This window comes from Streptomyces sp. 6N223, from assembly GCF_052246635.1.
Classification (GTDB): domain Bacteria; phylum Actinomycetota; class Actinomycetes; order Streptomycetales; family Streptomycetaceae; genus Streptomyces.
This window is the reverse complement of sequence record NZ_JBQQCA010000035.1, coordinates 16,572-31,074: the sequence shown is the minus strand read 5'-3', so window position 1 is coordinate 31,074 and position 14,503 is coordinate 16,572. Positions and strand designations below refer to the sequence as shown.

The window sequence follows — 14,503 nt, the reverse complement described above, 5'->3', positions numbered from 1 at the left end:
GCGGGTGTCCGTTGCTCGGTTGATCCGCGGATGACGGGCAGGATGGGGATGACGGGGATGACGGGGATGATGGGGAGATGCGGCTGAAGGCGATCACCTGGGAGCGGCTGACCGAGGCGCTGGCCGAACGCGTCGCCGCGCTGGAGACCCGGGACGGCGGCCCGTGGCCGCGCGTCCTGGTCGACGGCGCGCCCGCCGCCCGCCCCGGCGAACTGGCCGAGGTCCTGCGCGACGCGCTGCGCCTGCGCGGCCGGGAGGCGCTGTCCGTCGCCGCCGAGGGTTTCTGGCGCGCCGCCTCGCTCCGCTACGAGCACGGGCGGCACGACGCGGACGCCTACTACGAACGCTGGCTCGACGTGGGTGCCCTGTGGCGGGAGGTCTTCGGCCCGCTGGAGCCGGGCGGCACCGGCCGCGTGCTGCCCGACCTCTGGGACCCCGCCCGCGACCGCGCCACCCGCAGCGCGCCGGTCGAGCTGCCCGCCGGAGGGGTGCTCATCCTGCACGGCCCGCTGCTCCTCGGCCACTGGTTCCCGGCCGACCTGTCGGTGCACGTCAGCCTCTCTCCGGCCGCCCTCGCCCGCCGCATCGACGCCGACGAGCGGTGGACGCTCGCCGCCTTCGCCCGCTACGAGGTGGAGGTGCGGCCCGCCGAGAACGCCGACGTGGTGGTCCGCGCCGACGACCCGCGCCGCCCGGCCTGGACCGGCGGCGGAGCGTAGGGCGTCTGGGCGGCCGGATGCATGCGGCGGCGCGCGGGCGCGGGAGTGCACCGCCCGGCGTGGCCGGAAGCCGGGAACGCCTGCGAGCCCCCGCCCCCGCTCACCACAATGCGTGCATGGCCGACTACCACTCTGACTCTGACCATCCCGAGGACACCGCCGAGCTCCCCGAGTCCCACCGCGTGATCCGCGTGGGGCACTTCGACGACCCCGTGTCGGTGATCACCGACACCGAGGCGTGGCAGGCCAGGGACGCCTATCCCGATCTCGGCGGGCGCGGCCCTCTCTTCGCCGTCACCGAGCAGGAGGTGGACGGCCGGTGGCGGATCCTCCTCGCCGACGAGGGCAACCCGCAGGGCTGCCGTGACTCCCTCGCCTCGGAGTGCCGCAGGCGCGCGCAGGAGGCGGAGAAGGCGGAGGACGGCGAGGCCCACCGGGCGTGGATGGCGGGCGCCAGGAGGATGGAGTGGGAGAAGCTCAACGAACTCGCCGTCCGCGACTGCCGCTTCCGCATCGCCCGGGGCGACATGTTCCTGCGCGTCGGGCCCGAAGGACCCGAGCCGCCCCGCCCCAGCGACCCCGACCCCATGCCCATCGGCGAGGGGCGCCGGGCGCGCTCGCGCACCAAGGGCTTCCTCATCGACCCGACCGCCGCCACCGGCATGTCCGAGGGCATCCTGAAGCTCGACCTGCTCCAGTTCGTCTACGCCCGCACCTCCGTCCCCCGCGACGTCCACGAGGACTCCGTGCGCGCCCAGCACACCCACCCCGGCGGCGTGCTGCTGCCCCCGGCGTTCACCGTCTCCGAGCGGATGGGAGACCGCTGGGGCGCCGACGACAACCTCTCCCACGAAACGCCGCAAGGCGCCCGCGACTACCTGGCCAGCCGCTTCGAGGCGTTGCTGCCCCTCTCCCTCAGGCCCCCGGCGTGCCGGAACTCCCGCTTCCCCGAACTCCCCGAGCCCATCCGCGAGGAACTGGCCCGCCGCCACCGCCTCCTCAAGCCCGGCGCGCAGCGCCTGACGAAGGTCCAGCTGCGCGAGTGTGCCGACGTCGTGACCCGCCTGAGCGCCGAACGCCTCGACGACATCGAGGCGTTGGGGCACCACTACCGCATCACGCGCCTGGAACGCCTCATCCGCCTGGGCCCGGACGGCCCGGAGCTTCCCCGGCCGAGCGACTGGGACCCGTACGACCCGATCGAGGTGCAGGCGCAGAAGGACAGGGAGAAGGGGATGCTGTAGGCCGCCCAGTCAGAGCCGGGAGACGAAGCGGCTCCAGACGCCGGGGGAGAGGGTGAGGTGGGGGCGGGCGGGCGTCTTGGAGTCGTGGACGTGGACGTGCGTGGGGTGGGGGGACACCTCGACGCAGTCGTCGCCGGGGCCGTCTGCTGTCGGCGAAGTCTTCTGGGCGCGTCGGCGTTCGCGGTGCTTGGGTGGCGGAATGGAGATCTTGGTGCTGGGCGGAACAGCGTGGGTGGGCCGGGAAGTGTCGCGGCAGGCGATCGAGCGCGGTCATCGGGTGACGTGCCTGGCGCGCGGGGAGAGCGGAGACGTCGCGGACGGAGCGACGCTGGTGGCCGCCGACCGGCGCGACCCTTCGGCGTACGAGCCACTGCGGGGCCGCGCATGGGACGCGGTCGTCGAGGTGTCATGGCAGCCGGGCTTCGTTCGCGAGGCGCTCGATGCCCTGGGCGGCGAGGCCAAGCACTGGGCCTATGTCTCTTCCATCAACGCCTACGCCTCCCATGCCGCGCCGGGTGCGGACGAGTCCGCGGCCGTTCTGGCTCCGACCGACCGCGGCGAGGTCGACCGGGCGCTGTACGGGGAGGCGAAGGCCGCCTGCGAACAGGCCTCGACGGCCGTCGTGGGCGACCGCCTCCTGATCGCACGCGCGGGTCTCATAGGTGGGCCGGGCGATCACAGCGGGCGTTCCGGCTACTGGGCGGCCCGTGCCGCGCGCGATCCGCGTGGGCCGATGCTGGTTCCGGACGAGCCGGGCCTGCCGACGCAGGTGGTCGACGTGCGGGACCTCACCGCCTGGCTGCTCGACGCCGCCGAGGCGGAGCGCGTCGGCGTGTACGACGCCGTCGGGCCGGTCGTGCCGCTCGGGGAGTGGATCGAGCTGTGCCGCACCGTCGGCGGGCACACCGGGCCGGTGGTCGCCGCCGACTCGGCATGGCTGCTCGCGAACGGGGTGGCGCAGTTCATGGGGGCCGAGTCGCTGCCGATGTGGCTGGTCGAGCGGGGGTGGGAGGGGTTCTCGGCCCGGAGCGGGGACGCTGCGCGGGCTGCTGGGCTGAGCCACCGGTCCCGGGCGGAGCTGGTGGCCGACACGCTGCGATGGGAGCGTGAGCAGGACCGGGGCCTGGACCGGGAACGACGCGCGGGGCTCAGCGCCCAGCGCGAGCGCGCGTTGCTCGACGCTTTGGCCTGACGTGGGCTGCGCCGTCACCCCGGCAGGCTCAGCACCGCGGCCCCCGTGACGCGGTCGGCGGCGAGGTCGTCGAGGGCTGCGTCGGCGCGGTCGAAGGGGTAGGGGGCGATCGTGGCGCGCACGCCGTGCTCGATCGCCGCCGCCAGGAACGCGCGGCCGTCCTCGCGGGTGTTCGCCGTGACGCTGCGCACGGTGCGCTCCCGGAAGAGGTGCCGCTGGTAGTTGAGCACCGGGACGTCCGTCAGGTGGATGCCCGCGATGCTGAGGGTGCCGCCCGCGTCCAGGGACTCGAGGGCGACGGGCACCAGGTCGCCGACCGGTGCGAAGAGGATCGCGGCGTCCAGCGGCTCGGGCGGCGGGGCGTAGGCGTCCCCGGCCGATGCCGCGCCGAGGCGCAGGGCCAGCTCCTGGGCGGCCAGGGAGCGGGTCAGCACGTGGACGCGCGCGCCCTGGGCGATGGCGAGCTGGGCGGTGAGGTGGGCGGAGCCGCCGAAGCCGTAGACGCCGAGGCGCCCGTGCGGGGGAAGGTCGGCGCGCCGCAGCGCGCGGTAGCCGATGATGCCGGCGCACAGCAGCGGGGCCAGCTCCTCGTCGGCGTACGGGCCGGGCAGCGGGTAGGCGTACGCGGCGGGCACGGTGGCGTACTCGGCGTAGCCGCCGTCCGCGTCCCAGCCGGTGTAGAGCGAGTGGGGGCAGAGGTTCTCCTGGCCGCGCGCGCAGGAGCGGCAGGTGCCGCAGGTGCGGCGCAGCCAGGCGATGCCCACGCGGTCGCCGGTGGCGTACCCCTCGGCCAGGGGGCCGGCGGCGACGACCTCGCCCACGGTCTCGTGGCCGGGGACCACGGGGGAGGCGTGGGGCGGCAGGTCGTGGTCGCGGACGTGGAGGTCCGTGCGGCACACGCCGCAGGCCCGGACGCGCACCAGCAACTCGTCGTCGGCCGGGCGGGGGACGGGCATCGTGACCGCGTCGAGCCGGCCCGGTGAGCGAACCACCCACGCGCGCATGGTCTCCACACTTGCCATACCCCCAACCTACCGACGCGGGGCGGTCGGTAGCGTGTGTGCGCATGACGACTGAGACGACAGGGGCGACGGGGGACATAGCCGAGGTCCCGGGGCGCAGCGGGCCGGGCCGGACGGTGGAGGTGCTCCCGCGCGAGGTGGGGGCGGTGTGCACCGAGTACTCCCCGGAGCCGGACGGGGACCCGGACCCGGGCGAGATCGTGTGGACGTGGGTGCCCTACGAGGAGAACGACGGGCGCGGCAAGGACCGGCCGGTGCTCGTGGTCGCGCGCGAGGCGGGGCGCGAGACGCTGCTGGCCGTGCAGCTCTCCAGCAAGGACCGGGACCACGACGACGAGTGGCTGCCGATGGGGGCCGGGCCCTGGGACCGGTCGGGGCGGGACTCCTGGGTCCACCTGGAGCGGGTGCTGCGGGTGCACCCGGAGGGGATGCGGCGCGAGGCGTGCGCGCTGGACCGGGCGCGGTTCAACCGCGTGGTACACAACCTTCAGCGCCGCCACGGCTGGCGCTAGCCCCGGTCAGAGCACGGAAGGAGAGCAAACGGTGACGGAGCCGCTGGCGGAGATGCCCACGGACTGGCAGCGGGCGCTGGCCATCGTGGCCCACCCGGACGACCTGGAGTACGGGGCCGCGGCCGCCGTCGCCGAGTGGACGGAGGCCGGGCGGGAGGTGGCGTACCTGCTGGTCACCCGGGGTGAGGCGGGGATCGACGGGATCCCGCCCGAGGAGTCCGCGCGGGTGCGCGAGGCCGAGCAGATCGCGAGCGCGGCGGTCGTGGGCGTACACCGGGTGGAGTTCCTGGACCACCGGGACGGCGTGATCGAGGAGGGGGTCGCGCTGCGCCGCGATCTGGCGCGAGCGATCCGGCGGCACCGGCCGGAGCTGCTGATCACCATCAACCACCGGGAGACCTGGGGCGGCCGGGCGTGGAACACGCCGGACCACCGGGCCGTGGGGCGGGCGGTGATCGACGCCGCCGGGGATGCGGGGAACCGCTGGATCTTCCCCGAGCAGCTCGGCGAGGAGAGGGGGGAGAGCGGGGACGGCGGGGACGGTGGGGACGGCGGGCTGGAGCCGTGGGGCGGCGTGCGCTGGGTCGCGGTGGCCGCCTCGCCGGAGGCGACGCACGCGCAGGCGGTGAGCGACCGGTCCCGGGAGCGGGCGGTCGCCTCTCTGGCGGAGCACCGCGCGTACATCACCGCCCTGAGCGACCAGGAGCCCGCGGTGTACGCGCGGGACCTGCATGCCCAGATCGGTGAGGGGGCCGCCGCGCGTTTCGGCGGGCGTGCGTGCGTCGCCTTCGAGCTCTTTCCGCGCTGAGCGCGGGCGTTTCCGTGAGCTGCGCCACAGCGGAAAACGCACCTACGAAGTGCGGTAGAAGCGAGAAGTGACAAAAGGCCGGGACTTTCGGCCCGCCGAGCGCGGGTAATTCGGGGAAACCGGGGCCCGACCTTCCTCCCCTCCAGGTCAGAAGGGGGCAGGCGGGCAGGGAGGCGGCGCGGGCGCGTGCGCCGAAGGGGGCCGTTAAGGGACTTTCTTCCCCGATTTTCACTACGCGGACGCGTAGTAATTGCCTTTCTTGAGGTCCGGGAAAGGAGCGGTTACCAAGGAAGGGCAATTCCCCCGAAACAGCGAGGTAGCCCCCTTATGCCTAAGAGCACCACGAACCGTCTCGCCCTCCGTACCCGCCTCCGCTCCCGCGCGGCCATCGCGACGGCCGGCGTCTGCGCGTCGGCCGTCCTGGCGACCGCCGGCGTGGCCACCGCGGCCTCGGCCTCGGCCGCGCCCTCGGCTACGCATACCGCCACCAGCACGTCCGAGACCGTCCGAAGTCAGGCCGGCACCCAGGCGGATGCCGCCTCGGGCGCCAATGAGCGCGTCAAGGCCCGGTCCTGGATGCCGCCGGTCACCGCCGACTACACGCTGACCGCGCCGTTCGCCGCCAGCAGCGACCTGTGGTCGGCCACCCACAGCGGCCAGGACTTCGCTGTCCCGAGCGGCACCACGGTGCGCGCCGTGCACGGCGGCACGGTCGTCAAGGCGGGCGCCTGGGGCGCGGGCGATGGCTCGGCCTACGGCAACGCCATCGTGATCCAGCACGACAGCGGCACCTACTCGCAGTACGCCCACCTGTCGCGGGTCGAGGTCAGCGTCGGCGAGAAGGTCACCACGGGCGAGCGGATCGCCCGGTCCGGCAACACCGGCAACAGCACCGGCCCGCACCTGCACTTCGAGATCCGGACCTCGCCGGACTACGGCACCGCCGTCGACCCCGTGAAGTTCCTGCGGAGCCAGCACGTCACCGTCTGACGTCGCGCCCCCGGTCTCCTCTCGCTCCTCTCGCTCCTCTCGGCCGCTCAGGCCGCCCTCGCGGTGGCCTGAGCGGCCGCCTGCTGTCTGCGGCACTCCAGTTCCAGCGCGGGATACGCCGCCGCTATGGCGCCGAATATCCGCTCGGTGAGGAGCCTGCGGCCCTCTGCCTGGCTGGCGCCGGGCGGCAGCGCCTCCAGCAGGTGGTGGCAGCCCGCCAGGGCGTCCCGCAGGTAGATCACCTGCCAGCGGATGAGCTCCCCGGGGAAGACGGACTCCACGGTGACCGGGTTCGGCCGGTGGCCCCAGGACAGCACCGCCCGCTGGGCGTCCAGCACGTTGCGGTGCTCGATCGCGCGGACCGCCAGCTCCGACTGGCTCAGGCACGGCAGGTCCAGCGGCACGGTGCGGATCGCGTCCAGCGCCCGCTCCCGGCGTTTCGCCGTCGCCTTCCGCAGCGCCTCGGCCCGCCGGCGCCGCACGTCGCGGGCGGCGACGAAGTCGTCGCGCCGCTCGACCTCCCTCACCCGGGAGGACAGGTAGAGCTCGACCGGGACCGTGCGGTCCGGGTCGCCGAGGAAGGCGCGCACCAGAAACGGCGTCCAGCCGCGCGCCAGCAGGGTGTCGATTGAGAGGTAGGTGATTGCTGTCCGGTCCTGGTGCCATTCCTGGGGCAGGGCCATCGTCGCCCTCCTGGCGTGGGGGGTGGGAGACGCGAACGCGGTCGCAGAGGTGATGCCCGGCCGGGCCTACGGTCATACGTTTTCGGCCGCCCGGAGTCCCTCAGAACAGCGGTTGCGGCAGCACACCCTCCAGCTCCAGCAGCGCCCGCTTCGTCGCCAGGCCGCCGCCGAAGCCGCCTATGCCTCCGTCCGCCGCCACCACGCGGTGGCATGGCACCACCACCGGCAGCGGATTGGCGCCCATCGCCGCCCCGACCGCCCGCGCGGCGTCCGGCTCGCCGACGCGCTCGGCCAGCTCCCCATACCCCACGATGCTGCCGAAGGGCACCGAGGCGGCGAGCTCGCGCAGCACCCGCTCGTTGAACCCCGAGATCAGCGACCAGTCGAGTGCTATCGCGAAGTCGCGCAGCTCGCCGCGGAAATACGCCTCCAGCGCGGCGACGGCCGGTTCCAGCGCCGGCTCCGGCCCGGCGGCGGGCTCGGGCCGGGACCCCAGCGCGGCGCCCAGCCGGGACAGGGCCCGGCGCGTCGTCCGCTCGTCGGCGTGGAAGACGACGCTGACCAGGCCCCGGCCGGTGGCGGCGAGCAGCAGCGGGCCGATCGGCGTGTCCCGCACGGTCCATACGAAGGGTGTGCCGTTGTTCATGATCCCGAGGTTACGAGGCGCCACTGACAACGCCGCCGCCGCGCCCACCCGCCGGGCCCGCTTCCCCGCCGGCAGGCCCGCCTCAGTCGCCGATGGCGTCGCGCACCACGTCGGGGACGTTGGTGATGATCCCGTCCACCCCCAGGCCGGCCACCCGCCGCGCCGCCTCGGCGTCGTTGACCGTCCAGGTGCTGACCTCCAGAGGCTCGTCGTGCGGGCCCTGAAGCGCGTGGATCTCCTTCACGTAGGCGTCGGTGAGGTCGGCGTGCGTGGGGTTGATCTGGTCGGCGAACGCCGCGTACTCCGGCAGGTCGGCCACCGCTGGGGTGCCCAGGAAGCCGGTCTTCACCGCGGGCGCCAGCTCGTGCACGGCCCGCACCGAGTCCGCCTCGAAGCTCTGCACCACCAGCCGCTCCCCGGGGTGGTGCTCGTCCAGCCAGCCCTCGGCGTCCAGCTCGGCCAGCACCTCCTCCTCGACGCCCGGGTAGAGCTGCGGCTGCTTGAGCTCCAGCAGCAGCCGCTGGCCGTTCTCCTCCAGCACCCCGAGGAAGCCGGCCAGCGTGGGCACCGGTTCGCCCGCGAACTCCTCGCCGAACCAGCTCCCCGCGTCGAGCTGGGCTATCTCCTCGGCGGTGAAGTCGGCGACGTTCCACGGCGCGCGGTCGGGAAAGAGCTCCTCGGCGTTGGTGGTGCGCGCCAGCGTGGCGTCGTGCATCAGGACCAGCTCGCCGTCGGCGGTGCGCTGGACGTCGGTCTCCACCCAGGTGACGCCGAGATCGGCGGCGGCGTCGGCCGCGGCGAGCGTGTTCTCCGGGGCGTATCCGGAGGCGCCCCGGTGGGCGATGATCACGGGATCGTTCTGGGCGGCCGAGGGCGAGGCCGAGGGCGAGGCGGCGGCGTGACCGGCGGTGACGGGCACGGCGAGAACGGCGGCCGAGGCGAGGCCGAGGGCGGCCGTCGCGGACCGGCTCCTGGCGGCGTGAAGCGGCATGGGGGGACTCCTCGTGTGCGGGAACGGGACGCCAGGGAGCCTCCCCGCCCGGGAGAACACCCAGACAGACCGCGGTGACCGTGAGCTGAACACACTCCGTACGTGGGGCGGGCGGCGGCCGCGAGCGCGGTGCCGCTGTCAGTGGCGGATCGTACGGTGGGGACCATGCGGCCCGTTTCTGAGATCGAACGCACCATGGCGCCCTTCGAGGTCGTCAGCCCCTACCAGCCCAGCGGCGACCAGCCCACGGCCATCGCGGAGCTGGAGAAGCGCATCACCGGCGGCGAGAAGGACGTCGTCCTGCTGGGCGCGACCGGCACCGGCAAGTCGGCGACCACGGCGTGGATGATCGAGCGGCTGCAGCGGCCCACCCTGGTGATAGCGCCGAACAAGACCCTCGCCGCCCAGCTGGCCAACGAGTTCCGCGAGCTGCTGCCGAACAACGCCGTGGAGTACTTCGTCTCGTACTACGACTACTACCAGCCGGAGGCGTACGTCCCGCAGACGGACACCTACATCGAGAAGGACTCCTCGATCAACGAGGAGGTCGAGCGGCTGCGCCACAGCGCGACGAACTCCCTGCTCACCCGGCGCGATGTGATCGTCGTCGCCTCCGTCTCCTGCATCTACGGCCTGGGCACCCCCCAGGAGTACGTGGACCGCATGGTGCCGCTGAAGGTCGGGCAGGAGATCGACCGCGACGCGATGCTTCGCCGCTTCGTCGACATGCAGTACACGCGCAACGACGTGGCGTTCACGCGCGGCACCTTCCGGGTGCGCGGCGACACCATCGAGATCTTCCCGGTCTACGAGGAGCTGGCCGTCCGCATCGAGATGTTCGGCGACGAGATCGAGGCGCTGTCCACGCTCCACCCGCTCACCGGCGAGGTGATCTCCGAGGACGACCACCTCTACGTCTTCCCCGCCTCGCACTACGTGGCCGGTCCCGAGCGGTTGGAGCGGGCCATCTCCGGCATCGAGGCCGAGCTGGCGGCGCGGCTCCCGGTGCTGGAGCGGGAGGGCAAGCTGCTGGAGGCGCAGCGGCTGCGGATGCGCACCACGTACGACATCGAGATGATGCGGCAGATCGGCACCTGCTCCGGCATCGAGAACTACTCGCTCCACGTCGACGGCCGCGACACCGGCTCCCCGCCGCACACCCTGCTGGACTACTTCCCGGACGACTTCCTGCTGGTCATCGACGAGTCGCACAACACCGTCCCGCAGATCGGCGCCATGTACGAGGGCGACGCCTCCCGCAAGCGGACCCTGGTCGACCACGGCTTCCGCCTGCCGTCGGCGATGGACAACCGGCCGCTGAAGTGGGAGGAGTTCCTGGAGCGCATCGGCCAGACGGTGTACCTGTCGGCGACTCCCGGGGCGTACGAGCTGTCCCGCGGTGACGGCCACGTGGAGCAGATCATCCGGCCCACCGGGCTGGTCGACCCCGAGGTCGTGGTCAAGCCGACCCAGGGCCAGATCGACGACCTGGTGCACGAGATCCGCGTCCGGGCCGAGAAGGACGAGCGGGTCCTGGTCACCACCCTCACCAAGAAGATGGCCGAGGACCTCACGGACTACTTCCTGGAGCTCGGCATCCGCGTGCGGTATCTGCACAGCGACGTCGACACCCTCCGCCGGGTCGAGCTGCTGCGGGAGCTGCGCAGCGGCGAGTTCGACGTGCTCGTCGGGATCAACCTGCTGCGGGAGGGCCTGGACCTGCCGGAGGTGTCGCTGGTCGCCATCCTCGACGCCGACAAGGAGGGCTTCCTGCGCTCGGGCACCGCGCTGATCCAGACCATCGGCCGCGCCGCGCGGAACGTGTCGGGCCAGGTCCACATGTACGCCGACAAGGTCACCCCGGCGATGGCGAAGGCCATCGAGGAGACCAACCGGCGCCGCGCCAAGCAGGTGGCGTACAACGAGGCCAACGGCATCGACCCGCAGCCGCTGCGCAAGCGGATCAACGACATCGTGGCGAGCATCGCCCGCGAAGAGGTGGACACCAAGGAGCTGATGGACACCGGGTACCGCCACGCCGACGGCACCCGGCGCAGGACACCCGCCCCGGCCGCCACCGCCGGCAAGGGAGGGAAGGGCGGCAAGGAGAAGAAGGAGCTGACCGACCGGCCGGCCGCCGAGCTCGCCGAGACCATCGAGGAGCTCACCGAGCGGATGCGTGCCGCCGCGGCCGAGCTGCAGTTCGAGATCGCGGCGCGGCTGCGCGACGAGGTCTCGGAGCTGAAGCGTGAGCTGCGCCAGATGCGCGAGGTGGGGCTGCGCTGAGGCGAAGGGGGGCTCCGCCCCCGTTGCCGCCCACACCCCGGCACCCCACCCGGGGATGGCCGGGGTGGGTACGTACCCTTAGCCGACCTCGATTAGCCGACCTCGATCCGCGCTTCCCGCCGCACGCCGCTCACCTCCACGGCCAGCCGCACGCCGCCTGGGCGCAACCCGGTCAGCTCCCCGGTATCGGGGTCGAACGCGGCGACGTCGCGCCTGCCCGCCTCCTCGGCCGGGCCGAGGAACAGGCCGCGTGAGCCGGACCAGTCCGCGCTCACCGGGAAGCCGACCGGCACCTCGCGCGCCGCGCCGGCGCCGCCCTGCTGCACCAGGGTCGCGCCCGCCGACGCGGTCTCGCCGACCGCCATCTCCCCGGGGGCGTCGAGCCGCAGCTCGTCCACGTGCGGCCGGGTCTGGACCGTCAGCCAGTCCGGCAGCAGCCGGTGCGGAGCACGCCGCGCGGCGGCCTGATCCGCCGCCGGGATCTCGTCGACGCCGACCAGGGCCCAGCCGTTGAAGCCGCCCTCGTCCACAGGCGCGGCCGGCACCTTCCCGGCGTTCCCGCCGACGAAGTACGGCACGCCCTCCAGGCGGTAGCCGTCGACGACCCCGACGTGCGCCCCGAAGAACGCCGCGCCCTTGCCGGTCTCCCGCCGGAACTCCGCCAGCCAGTCCTCCAGCAGGTCCGCCTCCATCCGGTCGGACAGCTGGCTGGCGGGCTGCGCCGTGGTGTCGCGCGGCGGCACGTGCGCCATCACCACCACCGAGTCCACCGACCGGTCCCCGGCCGCCGCGTCGAGCTGTCCGCGCAGCTCGACGAACTGTGCGTACCCGCCGCCCCGGATCGTCAGCGAGGAGGTGTCGAGCGTGATGAAGCGCGTGCCCCGGTGGTCGAAGGTCAGCTGCGCCTCCCCGAACTCGGCCTCGAAGCGGTCGATGGTGCCGCCCATCACCTCGTGGTTGCCGGGGATGTAGTACCAGGGCAGGTCGTCGCCCAGCTCCTCCTCGATCATCCGGCGGGCGAAGGCCAGGTCGGCCTCGGACCCCTCGTCGACCCAGTCGCCGTTGATCACCACGAAGTCGGGGTCGGCGGCCCTGGCCTCCCGCAGCGTCCGCCGCGCCCGCGCCACGATCTCGCTGTCCGGGTCGCGCGCCACGAACTGGGCGTCGGAGACCACCGCGAACCGCCAGTCCCGCCCGGCGGCCTCCGCCGCCGTGCCGATCACCGGGTCGGCCACGGGCGCCGACTCGGGCAGCTCCACCTCGGGCGGGGTCTGCGCCCGCAGCTCGTCGATGACGAGCTCGTCGGCGTACTGCGCGGCCGGCCGGGTCTCGGCGATGTAGAAGCGGCGCACCGACACCGGGTAGGCCACGCCCTCCGGCACCGCGAAGGTGACCTGCCGCCAGCCCTCCCACGCGATGTAGTCGCCGCGCAGCACCTGACTGGTGCCGTGGGCGTCGATCAGGTGGAGCGAGGGCCAGGCGCCGCGCCCGTCGCCCTTGATCCACAGGGTGAAGCTCTGCGGCTGCCCGGCGACCGGGATGTCCGCGGGCGGCGTGGCGTAGGCGGCCCGGGTGGCGGTGCTGAGACTGAAGTCGTACGCCATGCGCAGCCCGGCGCCCGCCTGCCCCTCGGGCTCCGGCGCCAGCGAGCCGCCCGCCCGCGCGTGGCTGAAAGCCCACTCGCCGGCGTTCTCGAAGTCCGCCACCGTGGCCTCCTCGAGCCCGATGGTGACCGCCAGCACCGTGGACACGCCGCCGACCGTCGCGGTCACCGTGCCGGAGACCTGCGGCCGCTGCGAGGCGGCGGTGACGGCGAAGCCGCCGCCGCTCACGTCCGGCTCGATGGTGAACAGCGAGGCGTCGTAGTCGAGGTGGACGTCGGCCGGCTCGACGGGCGCGGAGTTCCCGGCGGCGTCGAAGCCGACGATGCCGAAGCCGCCCTCGGCCGAGGGATCGGCCAGTCCGACCCGCCGCGCGGTGGGTTCGACGCGGTCCAGAGGGCCGAGGACCGTCAGCTCCAGCGAGCCCTCCTCGGCGCCGCGCCGCGCGGCCGTCACCTCGGCCGTGCCGGGGTGGTGGGCGGTGAAGACGCCGGTCGTCCCCTCCGCCGAGACGGTGCCCGTCCACGGGTCGTCCGAACGCCACCGCGGGTCGCGGCTCCCGGCGGCGGGGCCGTAGGTCTCGTCGTGGCCGACCGCCGACAGCCGCCGGGTCAGGCCCGGGAAGACCCGGTCCGGGTGACCGCCGGGAACCGCGTCCGCGCTGGGGGCCGACGCCGGGTCGGCGGCCGTCTCCACCCGGTAGCCGGCCGGCTCGCCGTCGCCCTCGGGGGCGGTGATCGCCAGCCCGTTGGGGACGGCCCGCTCCTCGCCGTCCGAGGGGCTGCCCACGACGCTCGGCGCCGCGTCGCCCGGCTCGCGGGCCAGCAGGGTGGTGGAGCCGCCGCCGTCCAGGTTCAGGGCGCTGTGGGCGCCGAGGTCGGCCATCAACGTGGCGAGCTCCGTGAGGGTGGCGCCTCCCGAGTGGGCCTGGCGGCCCTCCACGCTCAGCACGAACATCTCCTGCCCGTCCCGCGAGAAGCCGACGGCGGTGCGCGGCGCGGTCGCGTCGTTGGGCCGGCCCTCCCAGTTCTGCGGTTCGCCGTCCACCACCAGCAGCCCGCGCCCGCCCACGGCGGTGCGCGGCACGGCGCCGCCGTCGCTCGTGACCGGGGCGTACTCCATCGCCACGTCGTCGCCGGCGGCGAGCGGAGCCAGGGTGCGCGCTCCCTCGCCCCGGCCCAGCAGTACGACCGCGTCCGCAGGAATCGGGTCCGCGCCCGGCTTCTCGGAGACGGCCGTCACCTCGCCGTCCTCCACCATCACCTCGGTGACCTCCTCCGCGCCCGCCACCGGCAGGGCCCGGTCCCCGGCGCCCCACTGCGGCGTGTAGACGCCGATGCCGTCGGCCGGGAGGGCGGCGGCGTTGTAGGCGTCCAGCTCCTCCGTGCCGCCGCCGGGCAGCGTGAGGGTGCCCTCGAAGTACAGGTCCAGGATGCGCCCGGCGCTGTCCGGGCCGATGCCGACCACCTGCGTGGCGCCCTCGGAACCGGACTGCGTGAGTGCGCCCCCGCTCAGCCCCGGGCCCAACGGCGCCTGCGTGCCGTTGATGTCGAAGAAGTCCCCGTTGATCGCGGCCACCGTGGTGCGGCCCTCGCCCGGGTCGTGGCGCGCCACCATCTCGCTGACCGGCTCGGACGCCGCCACCCCGCCGGGGGCGAGGTAGTCCACCCGCAGCTCGCTGGTGAGGTCGACGCTCAGGGCGTGCGCGCTGAGCCACTTGTCCGGCTCCAGGCGTTGATAGCTCGTCAGCTCCGCGCCGGGCGCGAGGGGTTGCTCCGTGCGCGACAGCTCCATGCCGTCGCCGTCGAC

13 protein-coding genes are annotated in these 14,503 nt (G+C 73.9%); 7 read left to right on the top strand and 6 right to left on the bottom strand.

Going from position 1 to position 14,503, the window contains the following annotated elements; all coding sequences use genetic code 11:
• The first annotated feature begins 77 nt into the window (after nt 1–77).
• Both ACTWQH_RS21180 and ACTWQH_RS21175 read left to right on the top strand, forming a co-directional pair.
• Nucleotides 78–719 carry a uridine kinase gene (locus ACTWQH_RS21180; RefSeq protein ID WP_443288233.1) on the top strand — a complete coding sequence of 214 codons (642 nt, stop codon included), beginning with the start codon at nt 78–80 and terminating at the stop codon, nt 717–719.
• 116 nt (nt 720–835) lie between these two features.
• A complete protein-coding gene (locus ACTWQH_RS21175) occupies nt 836–1,963 on the top strand; it encodes a DUF5954 family protein (protein WP_443288232.1) in 1,128 nt (375 codons plus the stop codon).
• Between the two features lie 9 nt (nt 1,964–1,972).
• Here ACTWQH_RS21175 and ACTWQH_RS21170 read toward each other — a convergent pair whose 3' ends face one another.
• Nucleotides 1,973–2,164 carry a DUF397 domain-containing protein gene (locus ACTWQH_RS21170; RefSeq protein WP_443288272.1) on the bottom strand — a complete coding sequence of 64 codons (192 nt, stop codon included), beginning with the start codon at nt 2,162–2,164 and terminating at the stop codon, nt 1,973–1,975.
• Here ACTWQH_RS21170 and ACTWQH_RS21165 point away from each other — a divergent pair.
• Nucleotides 2,163–3,155: an NAD-dependent epimerase/dehydratase family protein gene (locus tag ACTWQH_RS21165; protein WP_443288231.1), complete on the top strand. Its 993-nt coding sequence runs from the start codon at nt 2,163–2,165 to the stop codon at nt 3,153–3,155. The two genes, ACTWQH_RS21170 and ACTWQH_RS21165, sit on opposite strands and share 2 nt — an antisense overlap.
• A 14-nt stretch (nt 3,156–3,169) precedes the next feature.
• On the opposite strand, the gene ACTWQH_RS21160 is transcribed toward ACTWQH_RS21165, so the two are convergent.
• Nucleotides 3,170–4,159, bottom strand: coding sequence for a zinc-binding alcohol dehydrogenase family protein (locus tag ACTWQH_RS21160; protein ID WP_443288271.1), 990 nt, complete (start codon nt 4,157–4,159; stop codon nt 3,170–3,172).
• A 62-nt stretch (nt 4,160–4,221) separates the two neighbouring features.
• On the opposite strand from ACTWQH_RS21160, the gene ACTWQH_RS21155 reads away from it, so the two are divergent.
• From ACTWQH_RS21155 to ACTWQH_RS21145, 3 genes are all read left to right on the top strand, one after another.
• Nucleotides 4,222–4,689, top strand: coding sequence for a type II toxin-antitoxin system PemK/MazF family toxin (locus tag ACTWQH_RS21155; RefSeq protein WP_443288230.1), 468 nt, complete (start codon nt 4,222–4,224; stop codon nt 4,687–4,689).
• A gap of 52 nt (nt 4,690–4,741) precedes the next feature.
• The gene (locus ACTWQH_RS21150) at nt 4,742–5,497 is read left to right on the top strand and encodes a PIG-L deacetylase family protein (RefSeq protein WP_443288270.1); all 756 of its coding nucleotides are present in this window, start codon (nt 4,742–4,744) and stop codon (nt 5,495–5,497) included.
• A 327-nt stretch (nt 5,498–5,824) separates the two neighbouring features.
• Entirely contained in the window at nt 5,825–6,487 is a 663-nt protein-coding gene (locus ACTWQH_RS21145; protein ID WP_443288229.1) for a M23 family metallopeptidase, read from the top strand.
• Between the two features lie 47 nt (nt 6,488–6,534).
• Here the strand turns inward: ACTWQH_RS21145 and ACTWQH_RS21140 are convergent, their stop codons facing one another.
• The 3 genes from ACTWQH_RS21140 to ACTWQH_RS21130 all read right to left on the bottom strand — a co-directional run bounded on the left by ACTWQH_RS21140 (nt 6,535) and on the right by ACTWQH_RS21130 (nt 8,807).
• Nucleotides 6,535–7,170, bottom strand: a complete 636-nt coding sequence (locus ACTWQH_RS21140; RefSeq protein WP_443288228.1) for a hypothetical protein — start codon at nt 7,168–7,170, stop codon at nt 6,535–6,537.
• A gap of 100 nt (nt 7,171–7,270) precedes the next feature.
• Nucleotides 7,271–7,816 (bottom strand): methylated-DNA--[protein]-cysteine S-methyltransferase, encoded by a 546-nt coding sequence (locus tag ACTWQH_RS21135; protein WP_443288227.1) that lies wholly within the window; start codon nt 7,814–7,816, stop codon nt 7,271–7,273.
• Between the two features lie 82 nt (nt 7,817–7,898).
• On the bottom strand, nt 7,899–8,807 hold the full coding sequence (locus tag ACTWQH_RS21130) for a glycerophosphodiester phosphodiesterase (RefSeq protein ID WP_443288226.1): 909 nt from the start codon (nt 8,805–8,807) through the stop codon (nt 7,899–7,901).
• 165 nt (nt 8,808–8,972) lie between these two features.
• Here ACTWQH_RS21130 and uvrB point away from each other — a divergent pair, with 165 nt between their 5' ends.
• Nucleotides 8,973–11,093 carry an excinuclease ABC subunit UvrB gene (gene uvrB / locus ACTWQH_RS21125; RefSeq protein ID WP_443288225.1) on the top strand — a complete coding sequence of 707 codons (2,121 nt, stop codon included), beginning with the start codon at nt 8,973–8,975 and terminating at the stop codon, nt 11,091–11,093.
• A gap of 92 nt (nt 11,094–11,185) precedes the next feature.
• On the opposite strand, the gene ACTWQH_RS21120 is transcribed toward uvrB, so the two are convergent.
• Nucleotides 11,186–14,488 (bottom strand): phosphodiester glycosidase family protein, encoded by a 3,303-nt coding sequence (locus ACTWQH_RS21120; RefSeq protein WP_443288269.1) that lies wholly within the window; start codon nt 14,486–14,488, stop codon nt 11,186–11,188.
• Between the last annotated feature and the right edge of the window lie 15 nt (nt 14,489–14,503).

Coding starts and splice junctions, on each gene's coding strand:
- ACTWQH_RS21180 (WP_443288233.1), top strand. CDS start 78: ATGCGGCTGAAGGCGATCACCTGGGAGCGGCTGACCGAGGCGCTGGCC.
- ACTWQH_RS21175 (WP_443288232.1), top strand. CDS start 836: ATGGCCGACTACCACTCTGACTCTGACCATCCCGAGGACACCGCCGAG.
- ACTWQH_RS21165 (WP_443288231.1), top strand. CDS start 2,163: ATGGAGATCTTGGTGCTGGGCGGAACAGCGTGGGTGGGCCGGGAAGTG.
- ACTWQH_RS21160 (WP_443288271.1), bottom strand. CDS start 4,159: ATGCGCGCGTGGGTGGTTCGCTCACCGGGCCGGCTCGACGCGGTCACG.
- ACTWQH_RS21155 (WP_443288230.1), top strand. CDS start 4,222: ATGACGACTGAGACGACAGGGGCGACGGGGGACATAGCCGAGGTCCCG.
- ACTWQH_RS21150 (WP_443288270.1), top strand. CDS start 4,742: ATGCCCACGGACTGGCAGCGGGCGCTGGCCATCGTGGCCCACCCGGAC.
- ACTWQH_RS21145 (WP_443288229.1), top strand. CDS start 5,825: ATGCCTAAGAGCACCACGAACCGTCTCGCCCTCCGTACCCGCCTCCGC.
- ACTWQH_RS21140 (WP_443288228.1), bottom strand. CDS start 7,170: ATGGCCCTGCCCCAGGAATGGCACCAGGACCGGACAGCAATCACCTAC.
- ACTWQH_RS21135 (WP_443288227.1), bottom strand. CDS start 7,816: ATGAACAACGGCACACCCTTCGTATGGACCGTGCGGGACACGCCGATC.
- ACTWQH_RS21130 (WP_443288226.1), bottom strand. CDS start 8,807: ATGCCGCTTCACGCCGCCAGGAGCCGGTCCGCGACGGCCGCCCTCGGC.
- uvrB (WP_443288225.1), top strand. CDS start 8,973: ATGCGGCCCGTTTCTGAGATCGAACGCACCATGGCGCCCTTCGAGGTC.
- ACTWQH_RS21120 (WP_443288269.1), bottom strand. CDS start 14,488: ATGGAGCTGTCGCGCACGGAGCAACCCCTCGCGCCCGGCGCGGAGCTG.